This window comes from Puniceibacterium sp. IMCC21224, from assembly GCF_001038505.1.
Lineage (GTDB): Bacteria > Pseudomonadota > Alphaproteobacteria > Rhodobacterales > Rhodobacteraceae > Puniceibacterium.
In genome coordinates this window covers 371,651-392,706 of sequence record NZ_LDPY01000002.1, presented here as the reverse complement: position 1 = coordinate 392,706, position 21,056 = coordinate 371,651, and the positions used below count along the sequence as shown (strand labels likewise).

Genomic DNA, 21,056 nt, shown 5'->3' with positions numbered 1-21,056 from the left:
ACCAGAGGAGGAGAAAGACATGATTTGCGATCTAACCAGACGGGCGTTCCTGAAGCGCACCACCATGGCGGCGGGGGCAACCCTTGCCATGCCCGGCGCGCTGCGGGCCGAACTGCCCGAAAAAATGCAGTGGACCGCCGCCGATGTTGGCTCGTCGGGCTATATCGAAGCGACGGCGGTTGCCAATGCGCTGATCGAACAGCACGGTTCGCGCATTCGGGTGGTGCCATCGGGAACCTCGGTCGGGCGGATGATGATGCTGAAATCCGGTCGCGTGTCGCTGGGCTACTTGGCGAACGAGGCCTATTTCGCCACCGAGGCGCTGTTCGATTTCTCGACCCGTGAATGGGGCCCGCAAGATCTGCGTGCATTGATGGGCCGCGAGGCGCTGTTCGGCATCGTGACGACCGGCGACGGCCCCAAGACGATCGCTGACCTCAAGGGCAAGCGTGTCGCGAAGATCCAGGCGCATCCGTCGACAAACTTCAAGATTGCCGGCGTGCTGGCCTTTGCCGGGCTCACCTGGGACGACGTCGAGGCGATCGAAGTGCCGGGCTATAGTCAGGGCCTTCAGGCGGTGCTGGACGGCACGGTAGAGGCGGCAGGCGCCGTGGTCGGCGCATCCATCCTGCGCGAGATCGAGGCCAGCCCAAAGGGCATCGGCTGGCTGCCGGTTCCGGCGGATGACGCGACCGGTTGGGAGCGGATCAACAATACCGCGCCGCTGTTCGCGCCGTCAACTATGACACAGGGTCCGGGCGCCACGCCCGAAGCCCCGGTGCCGTTGGTGGGGTACCGCTACCCGATCCTGTCGGTCTTTGGCGAGACCCCGGAGGACGAGGTTTATGATATCACCAAGGCCATCGTCGAAGGCTATCCGCTGTACAAGGACGCCGCGCCGGTGATGGTCAATTACGACCCGAACAAGGCCGGACACCCGCCCTATGATTCCCCCTGCCACGACGGCGCCAAGCGATATTTTGAGGAGATCGGTGTCTGGACCGAGGCTGACGAAGTCTGGAACACCAAGCGACTCGCCCGCCTCGCCTCGGTGCAGGAGGCCTGGACTGCCGCGACCGAAGCGGCGGACGATCAGGGCCTTGCCGACAAGGACTGGTCGGCGTTCTGGGACGAGTTCCGCGCCAAGCATCTGTGATGCCCCTGCGGTCGGGACACTTTCCCGGCCGCACCCTCTTTTCCAGACAGGTTCGCCATGGTCGACGCTGCAATGACTCACCCCGACATTTCCGCAACTGACGTCCGACCCGAAACCACGCGCCTGCATCAGACGCGCTGGGTGGTCTTTCCGATCACCGCGCTGGCGCTGCTGCTGGTAGCGAACCAAGTGTTTTTGCTGCGGATCGGGGGCTTTCAGCTTCCCTCCACCGGGTTCTACTACGCGCTGATCGGCATGTTCTTTTCGATACTTTTCCTGACCTTTCCCATGCGCCAGGCAGACGAATTCCGCGTGCCACTGTACGACTGGGCCTTTGCCGCCATCGCATTGGCGACAGGGGGCTATTTCGCCTCGATCGCTGGGGACATCATCAACCGGGGCTGGGATTTCGAAGCGCCGACTGCCCCGACGCTGGCGGCGCTTGCGCTGTTTCTGCTGATCCTCGAAGGGCTGCGACGCACGGGTGGCACGGTCCTGTTCTGCATCTGCCTCGCCTTTGCGGTCTTCCCGATCTTTGCCGATCACATGCCCGGCCTGCTGTGGGGCAGCCAGTATACCCCGCGCGAGACGCTTTCGGCCTTTGTCATGGGCTCGGGCGCGATTGTCGGCGTGCCGGTGCAGGTGGTGAGCGAGTTGGTCATTGGCTACCTGCTGTTCGGGGCGGCGCTGACCGTGACCGGGGGCGGCAAGTTCTTTATGGATTTCGCCTCGGCCCTGATGGGACGGGCGCGGGGTGGGCCTGCCAAGGTGTCGATCATCTCGTCGGGGCTGTTCGGCTCGCTTTCGGGGTCGGTGGTGTCGAACGTCATCTCGACTGGGGCGTTCACTATCCCCACGATGAAGCGCTGCGGCTACCCGGCGCATTACGCCGGCGCGGTGGAGGCCTGCGCCTCGACTGGTGGGTCGATCATGCCGCCGGTGATGGGGGCGGCGGGCTTTATCATGGCGTCATTCCTGAACGTGCCCTATTCCACCGTCGTGTCCGCCGCGATCCTGCCCGCCGTGCTGTTCTATGCGGCGCTGCTCTTGCAGGTCGACGCCTATGCCGCGCGCAACGGGCTGTCCGGCCTGCCGGAAGACGAACTGCCGAACCTTGGCGACACCCTGCGCGAGGGCTGGCCACATCTGGTCGGTGTGCTGATGCTGGTCGGGCTGATCCTGTTCGCCCATATGGAGCGTAGCGCGCCCTTCTTCAGCGCCGGGTTCATGCTGGCCATCGCCATCCTGCGCACCCCGCGCGCGATCTGGGGCTTGATCACCGAAACGCTGGTCGAAACCGGACGCTCGTCTGCTTACCTTTACGGGATCCTTGCGGGGATCGGGCTGATCGTCGGATCGCTGTCGATCACGGGCGTCGGCAGTTCAGTGTCGCGCGAGCTGGTGTTTGCGGCGGGTGACAATGTCTACCTGCTGCTGATCTTTGGCGCGCTGACCAGCTTTGTGTTGGGTATGGGAATGACGGCCTCGGCCTGCTACATTTTCCTCGCCATCATCTTGGGCCCGGCGCTGACCCAGCAGGGACTAGACGTGGTGGCGAGCCATCTGTTCATCCTTTATTGGGGGATGCTGTCCTACATCACCCCGCCCGTGGCGCTCGCCGCCGTGGTCGCGGCAGGGATCGCAGGCAGCGGCAATCTGCGCACCGGGTTGAAGGCGATGCGCCTGGGTTCGGTATTGTTCATCCTGCCCTTTGCCTTTGTGCTGAACCCCGCGCTGATCCTGCGCGGCGGGCTGTGGGAGGTGCTGCAATCCATCGGCACGGCGGGCATCGCCATCTGGCTTATCGCCTGCGCCTTTGAGGGTTATCTGCACTTCGTAGGCCGTCTGTCCCTGATCCCTCGCATGATCGCCGGGGCGGCGGGGCTGAGCCTGCTGATCCCCGAGGCGCATACCGATGTGCTGGGGCTGGCGCTGTTCGTGGGTATCATGGGCTACGGTCTGCTGAGGCGCAAACAGCGCGCCACTGCGCGATGAGGATTGAGGCCTGGTCCGTCGCCCCGGTAACGCACCGCAACCTTGACCCCGAGTGGCACTATGCGGGCCGGGATGTGCCGGAATTGCTCGGCGTGCGGGTGGCGCTTCGGGCCGGTGACCGGATGGGAGAGGGTTATGCGCCCTTCCTGCCGCATCTCGACACCACGCCCGAGGTGCTTGAGACCACCGCCTGTAGCATCGCAGCGGGTCTCTTGGCGGCGGATCTGTCGGATCTGGACGCTTGCGTGGCGCGGCTTGGACCCTGTTCAAGGGCGCGCAACGCTGCCCGGTCCGCCGCTGAAATGGCACTGCTCGACCTTGCGGCGCGCGGTGCCGGTGCCTCTGTTGCCGCGATGCTGGGTGGGGCACCACGGGCTGTCGAGGTTCTGCGCATCATCCCGGTGAAATCCCCGGTCCGCATGGCCGACATCGCCGGGTCGCTGGTGGCCGAGGGCTATCGCGCCCTGAAGCTGAAGGGGACTGGAGACCACGAAGCTGATATCGCCCGCATCGCCGCCGTGCGCGGCGCCGTGGGAGCGGGCATCACCCTGACCGTGGACGCCAATCAGGCCTATGACACCTGCGGCGCCCTGCGACTGGAGCGCGCCCTGCGCCCCCACGACATCTGGTCGCTGGAGCAGCCTGTGCCCGCCAACGACCGCGCTTCACTGGCCACGGTTCGACAGCAGTCGCACGCGCGGATCGAGGCGGATGAAGGGCTGTTTGACGCCGATGATCTTGACGCCGTGTTGACGGCAGAGGCTGCCGATGGCATCAGCCTGAAACTTGCCCGCTCGGGCGGGCTGCTGCCCTCGCGCGACATGGCATTGCGCGGGGCGGGTCGCGGTGTCTATGCCCGACTTGGGACCGCCTTTGGCGGCCCGCTTGTCACCCTCGCCACCGCTACGCTTGCCGCGTTGTGCCCGACCAAGGGACCGGCGGAATGCGCAGAATTCGCCCATTTCGATGATGGCGACCACCTTTGGCCCACCGTCAGGGACGGCCTGTTGATCCCCCAGAAAGGACCGGGTTTCGGACAGATTCGTCAGAGTCCGTGGTTGGCGGAGTGGACGGGTTAAAGGATCTCGGTCTCAAAAATTGTGGCGGGCGGAGGCGGGCGGCGGGTCTCACCTTCGCCCTTGAGCGCACGCAGGTAGTCGAGCGATCCCACAGTGATCTTTTCCATCAGCCGCATGAGTTCGCAACGCTCGTCCTCGGTCAGGTGCTGCAGCATCTGACGGTTGCGTTCCCGCGATGCGGACAGGATATCGGCCACCAGCTTGCGTCCTGCCGGGGCCAGCCGCAAATGCACGCTGCGCTTGTCTTCGGGATTCACCTCACGCTCGATGAAGCCGCGCTCTTCCAGCGCCGAGACGGTGCGGCTCATTTGGCTTTTCTGTACGCCCGCGCGTTTAGCCAGCGTGTGCAGAGGCGCAACGCCGAGGAAATCCAGCACCGCCATCGCCCGCCAGTCATGAATGTTGATGCCAAAGCTAGGTTTGATGTCCAGCAACGCAATCCGTGACGACAGGGAGGCTAACCGCTGAAGGTTGTAGGAGAACAGATAACGGATGTCGTCGTCATCCTGCCCGATCCCGTCAATCCTCACGAAGAGCTCCATATAACGTCAAAACCTACTTGTTGACAATGTAACCTATATGGTTTCAGGCGCAAGAACAGAGTGTTGTGATGACGATTGGAGTTTTGTGACCGTGTTGCAGTCAGCCCCATGAATTTTGCAAATGATATGCCGCGCCTCTAAGGCTTCCGCTGCCCTGGTGAGATCATTGCCCACGCTGTCTGGGCGTACCGCCGGTTGGTCTTGAGCACGGCCGATGTTGAAGACCTATTAGCTGCGCGGGGTGTGATTGTCAGCCGGGAAGGGATCCGGCTGTGGTCAATCACTTTGGTCAAGACTTTGCAGATTGCATCAGACGGGATCGTCCACGGTCAAAGGACAAGTGGCACATGGACGAAGTTGTGATCATGATCCGTAGCAAGAAACACTGGCTGTGGCGCGGGATCGATGTGGATGGAGACGTACTTGATATTCTTGTACAAACCCGCAGAAATGCCAAAGCGGCAAAGCGCTTTTCAAAAGACTGGTTGCCAGGTTTGACCAACCGGGGGCGGTCGTCACCGACAAATTGCGAAACTCTATCAAACCGATCAAAACACTCGCCCCGGACGCTGACCATCGCGCCAACAAAGATCTAAACAACGCGATCTAAATGTCGCACCACCCGACCCGCAAACGAGAGAAGATATTTGGCCGGTTCAAATCCCACCTACATATTCAGAGGTTTCTATCCGCGCATGACCAATCAACCTTATTTTTCGCCCCCGCCGCTATCAACGTACCACAACTTTATACGGCATTGTCAGGTGGTTGACCTGCGGTGCGGCGTCAGCTGAAAATAGGGACCTCCCCCCACCCCCGCGCCACCCCCGGTCACCGAGGCCGTGCGCGACAAGGTCAAGGCGGCAGAGCTGTCGGCGGAAAAGATCCAGCTGGATTTGCTGGCTGCGCTGACGCCGCAACCGGGTTGTTCTGGCCCGCTCAGGGCCGTGGGGCAAACAGCGGGGCGCTTAGCCAGCCACGACCTGACCCTGGACGAAGACGCTGCGCTGACCCGTCTTGCACAAGCGGCGGGACGGGTGCTGCCACAGGCCTGGACCCTCGGCGCACCCAGTCTGGGCCGGGCGCATGTTCGACCGACCCCGGGTTTCCCCGGGGCCGGATGGCGTGTCTCAGAATTTCCGGCCCAGCAGTGTTTCCGCGTTGCCGACAAAGATCTTGCGGCGCAGCTCATCGCTGATGTCGAGCGACTCGATCAGCTTGATCGTCTCGCGAATGTAATAGGGCCCGCCCTCGGGATCGAACGGCGCGTCCGACGCGAAAAGCACCCGATCCTCGCCAAAGAATTCGATAGCGTGTTCCACTGCCTTGCGCGACCCGAAGGACGCGGTGTCGGCATAGAATTCCTTGAAATACTCAAGATGCGGACGCTTGAGCGAGGTGCGGACCACCGACAGGTCGCGGTCCGAGGTGCGCGCGCCCATCTGGTCCCATCCGGCGCCGACGCGGCCTTCGAAATAGGGGATCATGCCGCCCGCATGGTGGGTGATGACCTTGAGATCGGGCCATTGGTCGAAGAATTTTGAGAACACCATCCGCGCCATCGCGGCCGAGGTCTCGTATGGCCAGCCAAAGGTCCAGTAGATCTCGTATTCCGACCGGTCCTCGCTGTCGTAATCGGCAAAGTTCTGGCCCCGCGCCGGGTGCAGCCAGACCGGTTTCTTGACGCTGTTCATATAGTCAAAGAACGGCGCGTATTCCGGCAGGTCCAGCGGTTTGCCCGCGACATTGGTGAACACCTGCATCCCCACGGCGCCCAGATCCTCGATCGCGCGGCGCGATTCCTCGACCAACCCGTCGGGGTGGGTGATCGGCACCGTGCCGATAAAGCTGGGGAACCGCTCGGGGTATTTCTGGCACAGCTCGGCCATGGAATCCGATCCGATGCGCGACAGCTCAAGCGCGATGGCCGGATCGCCGAACTTTTCCAGCGGCGGCGAGGCGAGCGACAGGATCTGGCAATAGTCGTCGCCGAACATGTCCATCACCTCGAACCGGCGGTCGAGGCTAGTCATCATCGGCACGTCACCCGACCGCTTGGTCATGTCGCTCATGCTACCAATCTGCTTGATCAGCGCCTCAAAGAACGGTTCGGGCCAGATGTGGTTAAAGACGTCGATCTTTTTCATGTGTTTTCCATCGGGTTGTTCTGGCCTGTTCTCAATGGCCGGTTTCAAGGGGTCGGGCCGGGGCGTTGCGACGGATCATCAGCAGCAGAGCCAGCCCCGCCGCCAGCGCGGCAAGACTGATCAGATGGCGGGACTGGCCCCCCAGATCCAGCGGCAGCAGGGCGATCAGCCCCAGCGCCATCATCGCCAGACGTTCGGCCAGCCGCAGGGGGCGCCACATATAGCCGTAGATCGCGCCGGTGGCAAAGATCACACCGATCACGGCGGGCACCGCGCTCCAGATCACGTCGCCCCAGGTGCCGCGCATCACCAGCCCCGGCTCGAACACAAAGACAAAGGGGATAAGGTAGGCGACCCAGCCCATCTTGACCGCCTGCCAGCCGGTCTGCATCGGGTCGGCGCGCGCAATGGCGGCGGCGGTAAAGCTAGCCATGGCGACGGGCGGCGTCACCATCGACAACATCCCGAAATACAGCAGGAACATATGCGCCGCGACCGGGTCGATCCCGGCCCGCACCAGCCCCGGGCCGACAAGGCTGGCCAGCAGCACATAGACCCCCACGGTCGGCATTCCCATGCCGAGTACGATCGACACCAACGCCGCGATCACCAGCAGCAGGATCATGTTGCCATCCGCCAGCTGCACCAACTGCAAGGTCAGCGCAAACGACAGCCCGGTCAGGTTGAGCACCCCGATCACGATGCCGGCCGCGGCGGAAATCGCGATGATCTCGACCACCGAACTGCCGGTTTCGGGGATCACCTTTAGGATGTCGCGCAGCCGCGCCCGCTGACCCCGGTAGGGCACGACCAGCGACAGCGCCGCCAGACTACCCGCCGCCGCCAGGGCTGACACTTCGGGCCGCCAATTCAGGCCAAACAGGGTCCAGATCAGGATCACAAAGGGCAGGATGAAATGCCAGCCGTCAAGCACGACATCGCGCACCCGCGGAATCTCGACATCGTCGGGGATGCTGAGGCCCGCCGCACTGGCATGGATATGCACATAGAGCCCGATGGAGAAGTAATAGAGCAGCGTCGGGATCAGCGCCGCCGCGACCACCGTGGCGTAAGAGACCTGCAAAAATTCGGCCATCAAGAAGGCCGCAGCCCCCATGATCGGCGGCGCCAGCTGACCACCGGTCGAGGCAAGCGCCTCGGTCGCGGCGGCGAATTTCGGGCTGTAGCCCGCGCGCTTCATCATCGGAATCGTGACCACGCCCGACGCCACCACATTGGCCACCGCACTGCCCGAGACCGAGCCAAACAGGAAGGACGAAACCACCGCGATCTTGGCTGCCCCGCCAGTTGTGCGCCCGACGAGCGCCAGCGCCAGATCGTTAAAGAACGCGCCGCCGCCCGACCGTTGCAGCACCTGCCCCATCAGGATGAAGCCGTAGACCACAATCGACGCCACCATCAGTGGCAGTCCGATCAGCGCATTGGTGTCCATGGCGGAATAGATAAACAACCGGTCCGGCAGGATCTGGCGCGACAGCCCGAACGGCAGCAGATGCCCCAGCAAGCCGTACAGCAGGAACCCCGCCACCACGAGCGTCAGCCCCCAGCCGGTGGCGCGTCGCACCGCCTCGACCGTCAAAAGCGTGATGATCACTGCGATGATGACGCCGCTCAGTGGTTTGTACACCAGCTCGTTGACCAGAACGGGGTAGAACAGCGCGACATACATCGCTGCACCAAACCCCAGAACAGACAACAGCAGATCCAGCAGCCGGAACCAGCCCGAGAACAGCGGATATTTAAGAAACGCAATCCCCAGTGTAAAGGCGAGGATCAGCGCCAGATATTGTTCTGTGAACAGCGCCATCGACAGGCGACGCGGCACGTCCAGCGCATAGCTGATGGCGGCCAGCGTCATCAGCGTCGCCAATAGCCAGGCGATACCCGCAAGCGTCCGGTCCAGTCGTGATGCGGTCATGGTCATGTGTTCTCTCGTCCAGCGGAATGTGCCGTCGGATTTTCATCCCGACGGCGCAAGAGTTTGGCCACCACGCGAGCGGCCATCACTGTTCAGTCAACCTGACCAAGTTCGCGATAGGCTGCCAGCGCGCCCTCGTGCCACGGCACACCCATTTCGCGGTACATGGCGTCCGGCTCCATCTTGGAAAAGCTGGCGAATGCTTCGGCCAGCGCAGGCTGGTTTTCATTCAGAACCTTGACTACCTGGGCGATTACCTCATCAGGGACATGGGTTCCGGCAACCAGCACGTAATCGTAGGACATCACCGGCATCGGCGCGTCCACACCGGTCAGGTTGGGGGCCGGGTCGACGGTCTGGATATAGGCCTGCGGCACGATGGCCTGTAAACGGGCCAACGATTCCGCATCATCTGCCAGCGGCAGGAAATGCAGCCCGCCGACCGAGGCATCGACTTCGGACACCTTGCCCGACCCCATGGCAAAGAACGCCGCATCGGCCTGTCCGGCGGAAAAATCATCGGCGCCGCGCACCACGTTGGGCACCATCACCGGTTCGATGTCATCGGCGCCAAGGTCGGCGGTAGCCAGAATCGCGTTCAGCGCCCGGTTCAGCGTGACCTGACTGGTAAATCCATAGGTCAGGCTGTGACCGGCAAGGTCGGCAATCGCTTCGATCCCGCTGTCGTCGCGTACAAACACGCCGACCCGAAATGGGAACAGCCGCGTCACCATGCGCAGATCGGCCAGCGGACGACCCTCGAATGCTTCCTGTCCGCTGATCGCCTCGCCAATCTCCATGGCGTTGGCAATACCGAAATCCAACTCTCCGGTCTGCACCAGCGGTAAAAAGGCACTGGTGCCTGCGGCCGGCTGCACCAGCGCGTTGACGCCGTTGTCTGCCAGAACAGAAGAGATCGCGGCCCCCATCGAATAGCCAGATGTGCCCTGACCCATGGTGCCAATGCCCAGCGGTTGCGCCATGGCAGCGTTGGCCCCCAGCACACCGAACGTGGCTGCGGCGGCAAGTATACGGATTTTCATTGTCTTCCTCCCTGGATGAACGTCGTTGCGCCCGGATTTTTTTGGATCGCATTTACGGTCTTGGCAGCGGTCCACAGTAGCCCAGACGCTTCCGGGAAATTCAACATTATAAAGTTGAGATATACAATACCGAATTTTGTCGTAGCTGGCCGAGCCATGCGAAAGTCGGAACCAACCACCGACAGAACCTCAAATGGCATCGCCAAGTTGTTGACCATAATGTTGGTTGGTCGTAGCGCGTGCCGATGTTCAGCCAGATTTCCGGACGCCGCCTTGAGGGCTACCGTAATCCCGTGCGGTTTCTAGCTGATCGAGTGCACCGGAATCTGCGACGTGAGAGGGCAGAGCAATAGGTCTGACCCGTCTTGCGATGTTGAGGTGTTTGACTTATACTCCTTAGTCATACGTATACTCCAAGAGGCTTTGATGGGGCGGATAAAAGTGAATTTGACGCTGGATGCGGACGTGGCCGAAGCCGCTCGCGCGCTTGGGCTTAACATGTCTCGCCTTGCGGAGGCGGCGATCGCCGATGCGGCCAAGTCTGAGCGCAACCGTCTGTGGCGGATTGAGAACGAAGACGCGATCAATGCCTATGCCAAGGAGGTCGCCAAAGACGGATTGCCGCTCACTCAGTTTCGAAGCTTCTAGGGTTTCTCTGACATGGCACAGTTTGATCTCTATCGCCTTAGGGGCGGGCAGCTTGTTGTTGACTTGCAAACCGATCTGATCGGCATCGACGCGTCTCGCATCGTGGCCCCTCTGCGTGAAGCCGGGCGCTATACAGCGTTCCCGGATCTGACACCTTCTGTCGAGGTGGATGGGGCGACGTGGATCGTCCGTACGCAGGAACTGGCCGCCGTTCCCGGTGTGGAACTGATTGACCGCATTGGGTCTCTCGCCGAGCATCGAGACGCATTAAAGCGTGCTCTGGATATCTTGATCGACGGCGTTTAGCCCCCCGATCCCAACCTCAAAGGAGCGGAGCCTTATGGCTTCGTCAGGCAATCACCTTTCTCGCTGCCTTCGCACGGGAAGGGTGCGATTGATGGCCTCTAACCGTCGCGCGACTGGATGCCCAACTGGCGGAGCGGTTCGAAGCCTTTCATCTGAAGCCCTGGAAGAACGATGCGGATTTTGCCGAGCTTTTGAAAAGCATCGGCACATCTTGCCATCGCGCAAACCATCCGATCTGACCAGCGCGGCGACTAGGGCACGAATCCTTATGCTGACCTCCGGTGTGACGGCGCACATATTTCGTTTGATGGAGACCGCAGCGGAAGCGATCGTTTTTTCTGACCGGGAAAGGCTTGATGTCGAAAGTTTTGGGGACAACTTGGTTCTGCCATTGATGTCGATGACGCAGACTGGTCGCCGCCAATCTCGAAAAAAACATGCAGTCCCCGGTGCCAGTATGACCGGGGTGATCCGGCTTCCCGTGGCTCCTCGTCCATTCCGTGACGAATTGCTCTCCTCTTGGATGGTGCGGGTTGCCGCGTGGCCCAATTTTGCGCCAATAAATGGCCCCCTTTTGTCGCCGAGATTGACACATCCAGTATTTCACTGAGGGCACCAAGCGTTTCTGAGCCCAGAAGGTTTCTCATGCTGCTCTGCCCGCGTAGCTCTTGTTTTCAACAACGAATTCATCAGTAAGTGCGCGCAAATATATAGAAAGCTGACGGGGCTAGGTGTTCGGCGTGATGGAGCGCCGTTCGTTGAATATATGCCTACTTTCAGTTAGGTAGCGGTGACTGTACCTGTCCGACGCCAGAAATTGTCCACAAGATATCGACAGGGCCGAGCACGCCTTCGGTTGTCCATGTGGCACCAGCGTAGACCAGACCGGGACAGGCAGGTGCGCTGCCGACTTCGATCTCGGCAAGAGGAGGTGCAACCCTCTGATGGATGTGAAAATCGGCCTTGCATACGATCCCTGCATGGGCTTTTCTGGCCTTCTGACGGGCCGCGTGTTCCTTGAACGGTGGCCCGGCGCCCTGTCCTTGGGCGACCGGATGATGACTGGGAGGACATCAATGACGCTGACCATTTCACGCACCGCAAGGTGCGTCGCGCTGACCCTGGGGTTCAGTGCTTTTGCGGTGCCACTATTGTCGTCGGCATCGCCGCTGCACGGTACGACCGATGCAGCCGACAGCCCCGAGAGGATTTTCCTCGCGCAGGCCGACGCGACGCCGCAAGAACGTCCGGTGTCCTATTCGGCCGAACAGTCCGATCGTGGCAAGGCGCAGTACCAGAAAGACTGCGAGGATTGCCATGGCAAGGATCTCAAGGGCGGGATGAACGGTGGGGCATCGTTGCGCAGTGTGAGTTTCCTCACGAAATACTCGGATGACATGAATGCCTCGGGTCTGTTCGGGTACATGAGCAGCGCGATGCCGCCGAGCAACCCGGGGCGGTATTCGGCGAGCACATATGCCGACCTCATGGCCTATATCCTTGACCGGAACGGCTTTTCCGAAGGGGCGCCGCTGCCCGACGACCTTGATGCGCTCGATCTTCTGACCATGACCAAGTGATCGCGGCCGGTCGGTCGGTATGCTGAACGATCTGACACTTTCGCAGATCGGGATGCGGCTTGTCGCAATCGTGATCATTGCGGGGCTTCACGGGGCCGCTGTGGCGGGCGCGGCAGTTCTGCTGGGTGACAGGGGGCCGCGTCACGACGGACGCCTGACGGCTGTGCCCATTGTTCATCTCGATCTTTTCGGCGCGCTGGCGGCCGTGGTCACGGGCATAGGCTGGACACGGCCGGTTGCCATCGACCCGGGCGCGATGCGGTCGGGGCGTGCAGGGCTGGTGGTTGTGGTTTTCGCGGGGACCGTTGCGTTAGTTGTCACGGCGCTGGTCTGCCTCGCATTGGTGCGTCCGGCGCTGGAGGGATTGCCCTACACCACCGCGTTGACGGCGGCGGCTGTTTTGCGCACTGCGGCACGGATGTGCCTGTGGATGGCGATCCTGAACCTGTTGCCGATTCCACCCCTGACCGGCGCGCACCTGCTGGCGGCGGTGGGGCTGAAGGTGCCCGTTCAGGCCGTCTGGGTGACGACAGCCCTGTTGCTGGTGCTGTTGACAACTGGCGTCCTGCAATCGGTGTTGATGCCAGTCTTTGCCTTGCTGTCCTTGACGGTGACGAATGGCTAAGGCCTAGAACCGCCGCGCGCCAAGGTATTTTTTCAGGATCGCCTCGATTTCGCCGTCCGCGGCCATGTCGGCAATGGCGCGGTCCACTGCGCGCTTCAGAGTCAGATCGCCCTTCCAGAGGCCGAACACCAGCCTGTAGCGGGTCAGCTCGGGCGGCAGGGGTCGCGTTGTCCAGCCCTCGGGGTGTGCCAGACTGGCGGCCAGCAATGCCTCGGTGATGCCGACGGAAACCTCGCCTGCGGCAATCGCGGCGACCAGCGCATCGGGGCGGGGCAGGATGCGGGCCGTGACGCCCTGCGCCCGCAGGTAGCTGGACAGCCCGATCCGGTCGAGCCCCGACAAGATCGTCAGAACGCCAACCGTGCGGCCCGACAGGCCGTCGGTCAGCGGTTCAGGGGACAGGCTGGCCCAGCCGGTCGTAGCGTAAGACGGGCTTGTTTCCAGAAAGGACCGCGTCAGGTCGGTGTCGACCACACCGCCGGCGATGATTTCGCAGGCTGCACGGCTGAGCCGCCAGTTCCGCGGGTTGAAATCGCGGCCCATGGCGGGATTCTCGTTCAGCGACACGGCCAGCTCGAGGCGGTCGGCAATGGCGCGGATCAGCTCGATATCTATGCCGGGTGCGGCGGCGTCGCCCGTCACCAGCGGCGGATAGGCCGTCGGCACGCAGACCTTGAGCGTGCCGGTCTTGCGCAGTTCCGACAGTGAGGTATCCGGCGGCAGGAACGTAACCAGCAACAGCAGGGCGACAACAGTGGCCAGCCCCGCGAGATCCCGTGCCACCCTGTGCAAACCGACCACCGGGATCACGCCCGGCGGAATTCGTAAAGCGCGACAGCGAACAACACCACGCCCGAGATACCCATAATCGCGATGCCAAGGCGCGGGTCGAACTGATTGAACCCGATCAGCGCGCCGCGCAGGGCATCCACCGCATAGGTCAGCGGGTTCCATTCGACCACCGTCACCAGCCAGTCGGGATAGACCACCCGCGTTTGCGCACTTGTCAGGGCCGGATCCAGCGGGAACACCGAACTCGACGTGAAATAGAGCGGCAGGATGACCGCATTGGAAAACACGCCGAACCCCTGAAAGCTGCGGATGTGGTTCGCGATGACCACCCCGAGCGAGGTCAGAGCAAAGGCCAGCATGGCCATCAGCCCCAGCGTCTCAAGGATCTTGGGCAGGGTCAGACTGACATCCGCAAACTTGGCCAGCAGCAGGACCAGACAGCCGTGCAGCACCGCCACGGTCGCCCCGCCCAGCACCTTGCCCAGCAGGATCGAGCCGCGCGATAGCGGCGACACAAGCACCTCGCGCAGGAAGCCGAATTCGCGGTCCCAGATGACTGAGACCGCCGCCTGCACCGAGGTGAAAAGGATGTTCAGCGCGATGACAGCGGGAAAGATGAACTGAAGGTAGGTGTACGGCACGACAAAAGTCACCTGACCGTAGACCTCGCCCCGGAAATAGGGATTGAGTCCGATGCCCATGATCAGCACCCACAGAATCGGTCGGCTGACCCCGCCGATCAGCTGCCCGCGGTCCCGCAGCGACCGCTTCACCTCGCGCAGCCACAGCGCGTAGATCCCGATCACCTGGACCATCAGAACCGAGCGTTCTGTCATCGCGTATGTTCCCCGCCGATCTTGCCGAACGCCCGCGTCTGATCCCGCGCGCTGGCGGCCTGATCGCGGATCTCGCGCCCTGTCAGGGTCAGGAACACCGAATTTAGGCTGGGCACTTCGATTGACAGCGCCCGAATGCGCGCGCCGTGCTCGGCCAGAAACCCCTCGGAAAAGGCATCGTCAGAGGTCAGGATCAGCGCATCTGCGCGGTCCGCGCTGATCCGGTCGACGTAGCGCGCGGCGAGCGCGGCATGATCCGCCTCGGTCTTTGGCACGACGCGCAGCAGTTGCTGCCCGTAGCGCTGTTTTAACTCTGCCGGGCTGCCGTCGGCCAGCACCTTGCCGCGGTCGATCACGCAGACCTGGTCACAGGCTTCGACTTCTTCGATGTAATGGGTGGTGACCAGAACGGTGATGTCACGTTCGCGCTGAAGCTCGCGGATATAATGCCAGATCCGCTCGCGGGTTTGTGCATCCAGCCCGACCGTGGGTTCGTCCAATAGCAGGATCTCTGAGTCGTGGATCAGCGCGCGGGCAATTTCGAGTCGCCGTTTCATGCCCGACGACAGGGTGCGCGCGGGCTTGTCGGCCCAGTCGGTCAGTTCCACCAGCGCCATCAGCGCGTCGATGCGCTGGCGCCTGATCTTGCGCGGCACGCCATAGACCAGACCGTGCAGTTCCAAATTCTCGCGCACCGAAAGCCGGTCATCAAGGCTGGGCTCCTGAAAAACGATACCCAGCTTGCGCCGCGCCGAAAGTGGCTGTGTCGAGGTGTCGAACCCCGCGACAAAGGCCTTGCCATTGTCGGGCCGTAACAGAGTGCTGAGAATGTGCATCAGCGTGGTCTTGCCCGCGCCGTTCGGTCCAAGCAGGGCAAAGAGCGACCGGCACGGCACCTCGAAATTGACATCATCCAGCGCCAGCGTTCGCCCATAGCGTTTCGACACGCCGTCGACCCGCAACGCGGTCGGTGTCCGCGAGTCGGCGCTCATGGCACCACCGACGCCGGAAATTCGTAGCTGTCGAGGATACCCACGAGCGTTCCGTCAGCGCTGAGGGCGGCGATGGCTTCGTCTACGGCGGTGCGCAGGAACGTCTGGTTTGACAGCATCAAGGCGCCCACACCCAGCGTTGTCTGGGGCAGGGGGGCCGGGGCGATCACGTGCAGTTTGGCCGCGTTCGGGTCGCTGCGCTGCATCGCCCACAGGCTCGGCGCCCAGACCAGCGCGAGGTCCACCGTTCCGGCGACAAGAGAGGCAAGCGCCTGGGTGTTGGTGCCCATGGGAAATGCCGACCAGCGATCCGCGACCGGCATGGCCGTGAGATAGGACACCAGACGCAGATGCGCCGAGGTTCCCAGTGTAGCGCCGATCTTGCCCCCCGGTTCCAGATCGCCGAGCTTTTCAAGCGCAGGTGAAGCGGTCACAAAGGCATAGTCCGTTTCGAAATAGGGTCGGGTCAGGAAGGACCAGGTGGCATATCCGTCTGGGATCAGCTTGAAACCCATGTGCATGTCACAATGTTTCAGCAACAATTCGTAGGCCTTGGTGATGTCCTCGGAAACGATCTCGCTTGTGACCACGTACCGCTCGGGTTCGAGCAGAAGTGCCCCGGCGATTGCATCCGCAATCGCCCCGGCGACCTCCCACCCCGGATCGCGCGGATCGACGCAATAGCGCAGTTTGGATTCGTCCAGCCGCCGACCGATATTCCACTGACCATCTGCAAAGGGGACGTCAAAGAACTCCGGCTCGTCCGCCGAAACCGGCGGGCAGAGCAGCACGACCGTTGCAAGCGATAGGACCGCGCCGATGAGGCGTGGAAACAGACAAGTGACGGGCAAATTCTGACCTCGGACAGGCAACGGGCGGACTGGAAACCTCCAGACCCGCCCGCGCCGGGTTTCACCATACGTTCAGGCGATCAATCGGGCAGTGCAAACACATAGACAGCGTGCGGATTGTCCGACGGCAGTTTTACTTCTGGTGTCAGCGACGCCAGACGGCCAAGGCCAGAGGCCCAGTTCGTAACCACGGCAATGTACTGCTTGCCGTCAGCCTCGTAGCTGACCGGGAAGGATTCAAGCGCATTGGGCAATTTGCCGCTGGTCCACAATACTTCGCCGGTTTCGTCGTCCAGAGCGAAGAACTTGCGGTCAAGGCTGCCGACAAAGACGACGCCGCCGGCTGTCGGCAGGGTCGAGCTGGTGATCGGCGGATGCTGGCGGTACATCCACATATCCGACTGGTCAGTCAGCTTGATGGCACGGACCTGGCCGATGTTGCCGTCACTGTCTGCCGTCGGCACCCGGTCAAAGGTTGCCCGGCCACCGCTTGTGTAGATCTCTCCGGGATCCAAGGGTTGCGGTGTTGTGTTCGAGCAGAATTCGACCGTCGGCATATACAGTGCCTGTGTCCGCGGGCTGTATGCGGTGGCCTGCCATGCCCGACCACCCGGATCGGCCGGACAGTTGTAGGTGGTTTCGCCAATATGGGGAATGACATCGGGGTTGATGGTTTTTTCGCCGGTTTCGGGGTCGATCGACAGCACCACATTCTGCGGCACAGTCTCTTTCGACCACAGCCATTCGCCCGTGGTCCGGTCGAGCGCCTCGATGATGCCGATTTTGCCGCTGGTCACAACCATCTTCCGGTCCGTCCCGTCGTGCGGAAGATCGATGAGCAGACGCTCGTAGACATAGTCAAGGTCGAGGGAGTCGTTCGGCAGATACTGGTGATACCACTTCAGATCACCGGTCTTGACGTCGATGGCGAGGGTCGAGTCAGTATACAGAGCGTTGTTTGTGACGTTCGGATCCGAGCTCTTGGGAAGCAGCCCGCTGATCTCGGCGATCCATGGATAGGGCTGGCCAACACCGGCAAAGATCAGTTTCTGCTCGGGATCATACGACCCCGCGATCCAGGCAGAGCCACCATGACGGCTTTCCAGCGGAATGCCGTTCCAGCTGTTGCCCTCGGGCGTATCGCCACGCGCGATGGTGTTGACGCGCCAAAGCTCTTCGCCGGTCTCGACGTCGTGGCCGGTAAAGAAGCAGCCCCCGGGTTGCGCGTTGCTGCACCCGGTCATGCCCTGAACGATGACCCCGTCGGCGATGATCGATCCGCTGGTAAAACCAAAGCCGAACTTGCTGTTGGCGACCTGCTGGTCCCAGATCAGCTTGCCCGTCTTGGTGTCGAGTGCAATCAGATGCGCATCGCGGGTCGAAATGATCAGCTTGTCGCCGTAGATCGACTTGGACCGTTCGCCGTTGGGCGGCACGTCATCGGGCAGATCGTACTGGTATTCCCAAATGAGATCGCCGGTGGCCGCGTTCAGCGCCTGGATCAGGTGGGTCGAGTTCTGGATGTACATGATCCCGTCATGGATCAGCGGAGTCTCCTGCGACCGGCCGCCGGGCGTCATGCCCCAGGACCAGGCCAGTTTCAGATCCTTGACGTTTTCCTTGTTAATCTGATCCAGCGGGCTGTAGCCCCAACCGTCATAGGTGCGGCGCCACTGCAGCCAGTCACCATCGGGCGGGTTCAGCAGCATTTCATCGGTGACCGGGGTCACCTTGTCGATCGCGCTCTCCTGCGCCATCACGAATGTCGCGCTCACCCCTAGGGCGACCGCGGACACCAGGAACGTGGCCTTCAACTTCGTCATTAGAAAATCCTCCTCCCGGAGCGGAACGGTATATTCCGGCTCCACCGGTGCGCAACTTTTCTGTTCTCCGGAACGCCGTTTCTGCGCCCGATCGTCGCACTGGTCTTAACATTTTTGATCGTATGTTCGGCCCGCTCATCCGTCAAAGACAAAAGTTAAAGTGTCCACAGATTTCTTCCCTAGAGCGGTCGTGTTGACTGCGCTCACCAGCGCTTGACGGTCCGCTCCAGCTTGCAAAATCTCTTATTTTCATCGGCATTATCACTGTTTTACGCCGTTCATTTGGGGGACAAGGCTTTTTGCGCGTCTGTCATCGTAACAGCGTCTGATCTGTGGTGTGGCGACTCCTGATCTTGAGGACTCATGAGGCGGGCTCAGAAAGCCAGCCTGCAACAATGTGTCACCGACCACGCGACGTTGATTTCGAGTCTGTTCCGCGAACACTATGACGTCCTCGACATCTAAACGATCACGGCGTCCCATCGAGGTAAGTATTTTTCAAGTCGCCCCGGGTCTTATGAAGTCACGCTGAGGCGCGATTTCTGTAGGTTCAGGTTATCTTGTTCCAGGCTTTCCTTCCAACAGTTTTGCGCGGAATACCTCGGCAGGGGTTTGATAGCCGAGGTACTTGGGCGGCGTCGCGTTGAGGCGGCGCAAATCGACTTCAGATATCGATTTGTGAACGCAGTGGGATCGGCCTTGCGTGCAGGTAGCGGCGCAGACGGTTGTTGGTGTTCTCGATCGTGCCTTTCTGCCACGGTGACTGCGGATCACAGAGCCACGGATCAACGCCCAAACCCGCGCGATGCAGATTGTCGGCGTCCCCGACCTGGGCTGACATTTCCAGGATCGCGCACACCTCTCTCGGGCCGATATCGCCATTTTCGCCAAGGCTCGTCTGCCGCGCTTCCTCAAGGTGCCGGATCGGCGCATCCAGATCAAAATTGTTCAGGCCTCGGAAATGCGCGCCGGGCAGGACATATCGGACATGAATTTCTCTGTCCGGCGGATTCCTACGCACCGGGAAACCTGCTGTACGAGAATACGACCAAGCTCGCTATCCTTGGCACCATATGGACTCCGGGGCATCTCGTATGGCTGTGGGTGGGCAGCTCCCTGCACAGCCTCAATCTCAGGCCGAAAGCGTAGAGCGCGGTCAAACTATGCTCGGCCGCCTCGATGCCTGCGGGGGCGGCACTGGAGGCTTTCGCAAACCGCTGACCGGAATAGCGCCGCTTAGTCAGAACCGAAACGGTGTCTCCTCAAGACCCGCCACATCTACTTCCAGAGATAACACAGCCCCGGCCAACGTATCGGCAGCTAGCGCCGAGTCGCTCATGTTTTGTCGCCCCGTTGTGACGATCAAAGTCTGCATCTCTGCCCCACCGAAAGCGACGCAGGTGGGCTGCACGGCTGGCACGGGAATGACCCGCTTCAGAGATCCGTCCGGCGCAAACACGTCGATCCGGCTCGCACCGTACTGTGTGCTCCAGAGGCAGCCTTGGCAGTCCACAGTGGCCCCATCCGGGGCCCCGCCGCTCTGCATCTCTGCAAACACCCGACGATCGGAAATATCTCCGGTTTCCGGGTCCAGCGTGAAGGCCCAAATGGTCGGATCCCGTCCGTCCGAGAAATACATCACCGTCCCATCAGGCGAAAAGCAAAGGCTGTTGGGAACGACGACCTGATCCGCCATCTGCACCAGTCCACGGTCATCCAATCGGAACAGCACGCCATCTGCGCCACGTTTCAGATTGTCCATCGTACCGATCCACAACCGACCCTGGCGGTCGCAATGGCCGTCATTGAACCGCATGTCCGGGAGATCCGCATAAGGTGCGGCGACCATCCTCAGCGTCCCGCTGTTCAGATCGAACACTCCGATCCCGGACTGTAAGCCAACGAGCACATTGCCGTCATCGCGGAAAACATATGTACCGATGGTCTCTGGCATTATCCACTGCCTCTGTGCGCCTGTGGCCCAATCCCGCCGATAGAGACACGGCCGCCGCACATCGATCCAGTAGAGCGCCTGCTCTTCTGGACGCCACGTGGGAACCTCGCCCAAAGCGTCGACAGAAGCCGTGTGAACCGTGTATTTGAAGGACTCGTGCACGACCGTAAAAGCTTTGCCTTCCATACTTAATGCCTTATTTTACTAGATTTTTATTGTTCGGTATCGCAAGATAGTAAAAATTATCCGCTTTCAAGCGATAGCAGTGATGGATTCACAAATGAAGTGCAAATTCTGTATTAAACCAGAACCTTGCATGGAGTTGATCAATGGGACGCTGCTACCCTCACCTGAACCTCGAAGAACGTCGCAAGCTGGCCAAATGGCTTGAAGCGAAGCTAGCTGTCAAAGAGATCGCCGACAATCTGCATCGCGCGGGTTTAGGCGTTGATCCGTGGTTCTGTGATCCGCAGTCACCGTGGCAGAAAGGTACGGTAGAGAACACCAACAACCGTCTGCGCCGCTACCTGCCACGCAAGGCCGATCCCACTGCGTTCACAAATCGATATTTGAAGTCGATTTGCGCCCGCCTCAACGCGACGCCGCCCAAGTGCCCCGGCTATCAACCCCCTGCCGAGGTATTCCGCGCAAAACTGTTGGAAGGAAAGCCTGGAACAAGATAACCTGAACCTACAGAAATCGCGCTTCAGCGTGACTTCACATGTACTGCGACAACCCTGACGATGTC

The 21,056-nt window shown here is 61.3% G+C and carries 17 protein-coding genes and 4 pseudogenes; 10 read left to right on the top strand and 11 right to left on the bottom strand.

Going from position 1 to position 21,056, the window contains the following annotated elements:
- The first annotated feature begins 19 nt into the window (after positions 1 to 19).
- Genes IMCC21224_RS21305 through IMCC21224_RS26745 form a run of 3 tightly spaced genes read left to right on the top strand, consistent with a single transcriptional unit; the run spans position 20 to position 4,230 of the window.
- Positions 20 to 1,156, top strand: a complete 1,137-nt coding sequence (locus IMCC21224_RS21305; protein WP_053079139.1) for a TAXI family TRAP transporter solute-binding subunit — start codon at positions 20 to 22, stop codon at positions 1,154 to 1,156.
- Positions 1,157 to 1,213: 57 nt separating this feature from the next.
- Positions 1,214 to 3,151 (top strand): TRAP transporter fused permease subunit, encoded by a 1,938-nt coding sequence (locus tag IMCC21224_RS21300; RefSeq protein WP_053079138.1) that lies wholly within the window; start codon positions 1,214 to 1,216, stop codon positions 3,149 to 3,151.
- Positions 3,148 to 4,230 carry a mandelate racemase/muconate lactonizing enzyme family protein gene (locus IMCC21224_RS26745; RefSeq protein WP_053079137.1) on the top strand — a complete coding sequence of 361 codons (1,083 nt, stop codon included), beginning with the start codon at positions 3,148 to 3,150 and terminating at the stop codon, positions 4,228 to 4,230. Before IMCC21224_RS21300 ends, IMCC21224_RS26745 begins: the two co-directional genes overlap by 4 nt.
- Here IMCC21224_RS26745 and IMCC21224_RS21290 read toward each other — a convergent pair.
- Positions 4,227 to 4,760, bottom strand: a complete 534-nt coding sequence (locus IMCC21224_RS21290) for a MarR family winged helix-turn-helix transcriptional regulator (RefSeq protein ID WP_197089279.1) — start codon at positions 4,758 to 4,760, stop codon at positions 4,227 to 4,229. The genes IMCC21224_RS26745 and IMCC21224_RS21290 overlap by 4 nt on opposite strands.
- A gap of 174 nt (positions 4,761 to 4,934) precedes the next feature.
- Here IMCC21224_RS21290 and IMCC21224_RS21285 point away from each other — a divergent pair.
- Positions 4,935 to 5,525, top strand: a pseudogene (locus IMCC21224_RS21285) (IS6 family transposase); the annotation flags it as partial.
- Between the two features lie 377 nt (positions 5,526 to 5,902).
- Here IMCC21224_RS21285 and IMCC21224_RS21280 read toward each other — a convergent pair.
- The 3 genes from IMCC21224_RS21280 to IMCC21224_RS21270 form a co-directional block, all read right to left on the bottom strand.
- The gene (locus IMCC21224_RS21280; protein WP_047997563.1) at positions 5,903 to 6,919 is read right to left on the bottom strand and encodes an amidohydrolase family protein; all 1,017 of its coding nucleotides are present in this window, start codon (positions 6,917 to 6,919) and stop codon (positions 5,903 to 5,905) included.
- 31 nt (positions 6,920 to 6,950) lie between these two features.
- A complete protein-coding gene (locus IMCC21224_RS21275; protein ID WP_053079135.1) occupies positions 6,951 to 8,864 on the bottom strand; it encodes a TRAP transporter fused permease subunit in 1,914 nt (637 codons plus the stop codon).
- Positions 8,865 to 8,950: 86 nt separating this feature from the next.
- Positions 8,951 to 9,901, bottom strand: coding sequence for a TAXI family TRAP transporter solute-binding subunit (locus tag IMCC21224_RS21270; protein ID WP_047997562.1), 951 nt, complete (start codon positions 9,899 to 9,901; stop codon positions 8,951 to 8,953).
- Between the two features lie 426 nt (positions 9,902 to 10,327).
- On the opposite strand from IMCC21224_RS21270, the gene IMCC21224_RS21260 reads away from it, so the two are divergent.
- The 4 genes from IMCC21224_RS21260 to IMCC21224_RS21245 all read left to right on the top strand — a co-directional run bounded on the left by IMCC21224_RS21260 (position 10,328) and on the right by IMCC21224_RS21245 (position 13,060).
- The gene (locus tag IMCC21224_RS21260; RefSeq protein ID WP_047997560.1) at positions 10,328 to 10,549 is read left to right on the top strand and encodes a type II toxin-antitoxin system CcdA family antitoxin; all 222 of its coding nucleotides are present in this window, start codon (positions 10,328 to 10,330) and stop codon (positions 10,547 to 10,549) included.
- A gap of 12 nt (positions 10,550 to 10,561) precedes the next feature.
- Positions 10,562 to 10,855: a CcdB family protein gene (locus IMCC21224_RS21255; RefSeq protein ID WP_047997559.1), complete on the top strand. Its 294-nt coding sequence runs from the start codon at positions 10,562 to 10,564 to the stop codon at positions 10,853 to 10,855.
- Between the two features lie 1,076 nt (positions 10,856 to 11,931).
- Entirely contained in the window at positions 11,932 to 12,435 is a 504-nt protein-coding gene (locus tag IMCC21224_RS21250; RefSeq protein WP_197089278.1) for a cytochrome c, read from the top strand.
- Positions 12,436 to 12,454: 19 nt separating this feature from the next.
- A complete protein-coding gene (locus IMCC21224_RS21245; RefSeq protein ID WP_047997557.1) occupies positions 12,455 to 13,060 on the top strand; it encodes a hypothetical protein in 606 nt (201 codons plus the stop codon).
- 3 nt (positions 13,061 to 13,063) lie between these two features.
- Here the strand turns inward: IMCC21224_RS21245 and IMCC21224_RS21240 are convergent, their stop codons facing one another.
- From IMCC21224_RS21240 to IMCC21224_RS21210, 7 genes and pseudogenes are all read right to left on the bottom strand, one after another.
- On the bottom strand, positions 13,064 to 13,843 hold the full coding sequence (locus IMCC21224_RS21240; protein WP_197089277.1) for an ABC transporter substrate-binding protein: 780 nt from the start codon (positions 13,841 to 13,843) through the stop codon (positions 13,064 to 13,066).
- Between the two features lie 23 nt (positions 13,844 to 13,866).
- Complete coding sequence (locus tag IMCC21224_RS21235; RefSeq protein ID WP_231582169.1) at positions 13,867 to 14,688, bottom strand: ABC transporter permease; 822 nt, start codon at positions 14,686 to 14,688, stop codon at positions 13,867 to 13,869.
- Positions 14,685 to 15,680, bottom strand: a complete 996-nt coding sequence (locus IMCC21224_RS21230) for an ATP-binding cassette domain-containing protein (protein ID WP_047997556.1) — start codon at positions 15,678 to 15,680, stop codon at positions 14,685 to 14,687. The genes IMCC21224_RS21235 and IMCC21224_RS21230 overlap by 4 nt, the downstream gene beginning before the upstream one ends.
- Complete coding sequence (locus IMCC21224_RS21225; RefSeq protein ID WP_047997555.1) at positions 15,677 to 16,531, bottom strand: ABC transporter substrate-binding protein; 855 nt, start codon at positions 16,529 to 16,531, stop codon at positions 15,677 to 15,679. The genes IMCC21224_RS21230 and IMCC21224_RS21225 overlap by 4 nt, the downstream gene beginning before the upstream one ends.
- Before the next feature lie 80 nt (positions 16,532 to 16,611).
- Entirely contained in the window at positions 16,612 to 18,354 is a 1,743-nt protein-coding gene (locus IMCC21224_RS21220) for a PQQ-binding-like beta-propeller repeat protein (protein ID WP_047997554.1), read from the bottom strand.
- A gap of 555 nt (positions 18,355 to 18,909) precedes the next feature.
- Positions 18,910 to 19,153 (bottom strand): annotated as a pseudogene (locus IMCC21224_RS27335) (transposase); the annotation flags it as partial.
- 441 nt (positions 19,154 to 19,594) lie between these two features.
- A complete protein-coding gene (locus IMCC21224_RS21210) occupies positions 19,595 to 20,494 on the bottom strand; it encodes an SMP-30/gluconolactonase/LRE family protein (protein ID WP_053079133.1) in 900 nt (299 codons plus the stop codon).
- 143 nt (positions 20,495 to 20,637) lie between these two features.
- Between IMCC21224_RS21210 and IMCC21224_RS29010 the strand changes: the two are divergent.
- Positions 20,638 to 20,733: pseudogene (locus IMCC21224_RS29010) on the top strand (helix-turn-helix domain-containing protein); the annotation flags it as partial.
- 12 nt (positions 20,734 to 20,745) lie between these two features.
- Positions 20,746 to 20,991 (top strand): annotated as a pseudogene (locus IMCC21224_RS21205) (transposase); the annotation flags it as partial.
- Positions 20,992 to 21,056 lie beyond the last annotated feature (65 nt).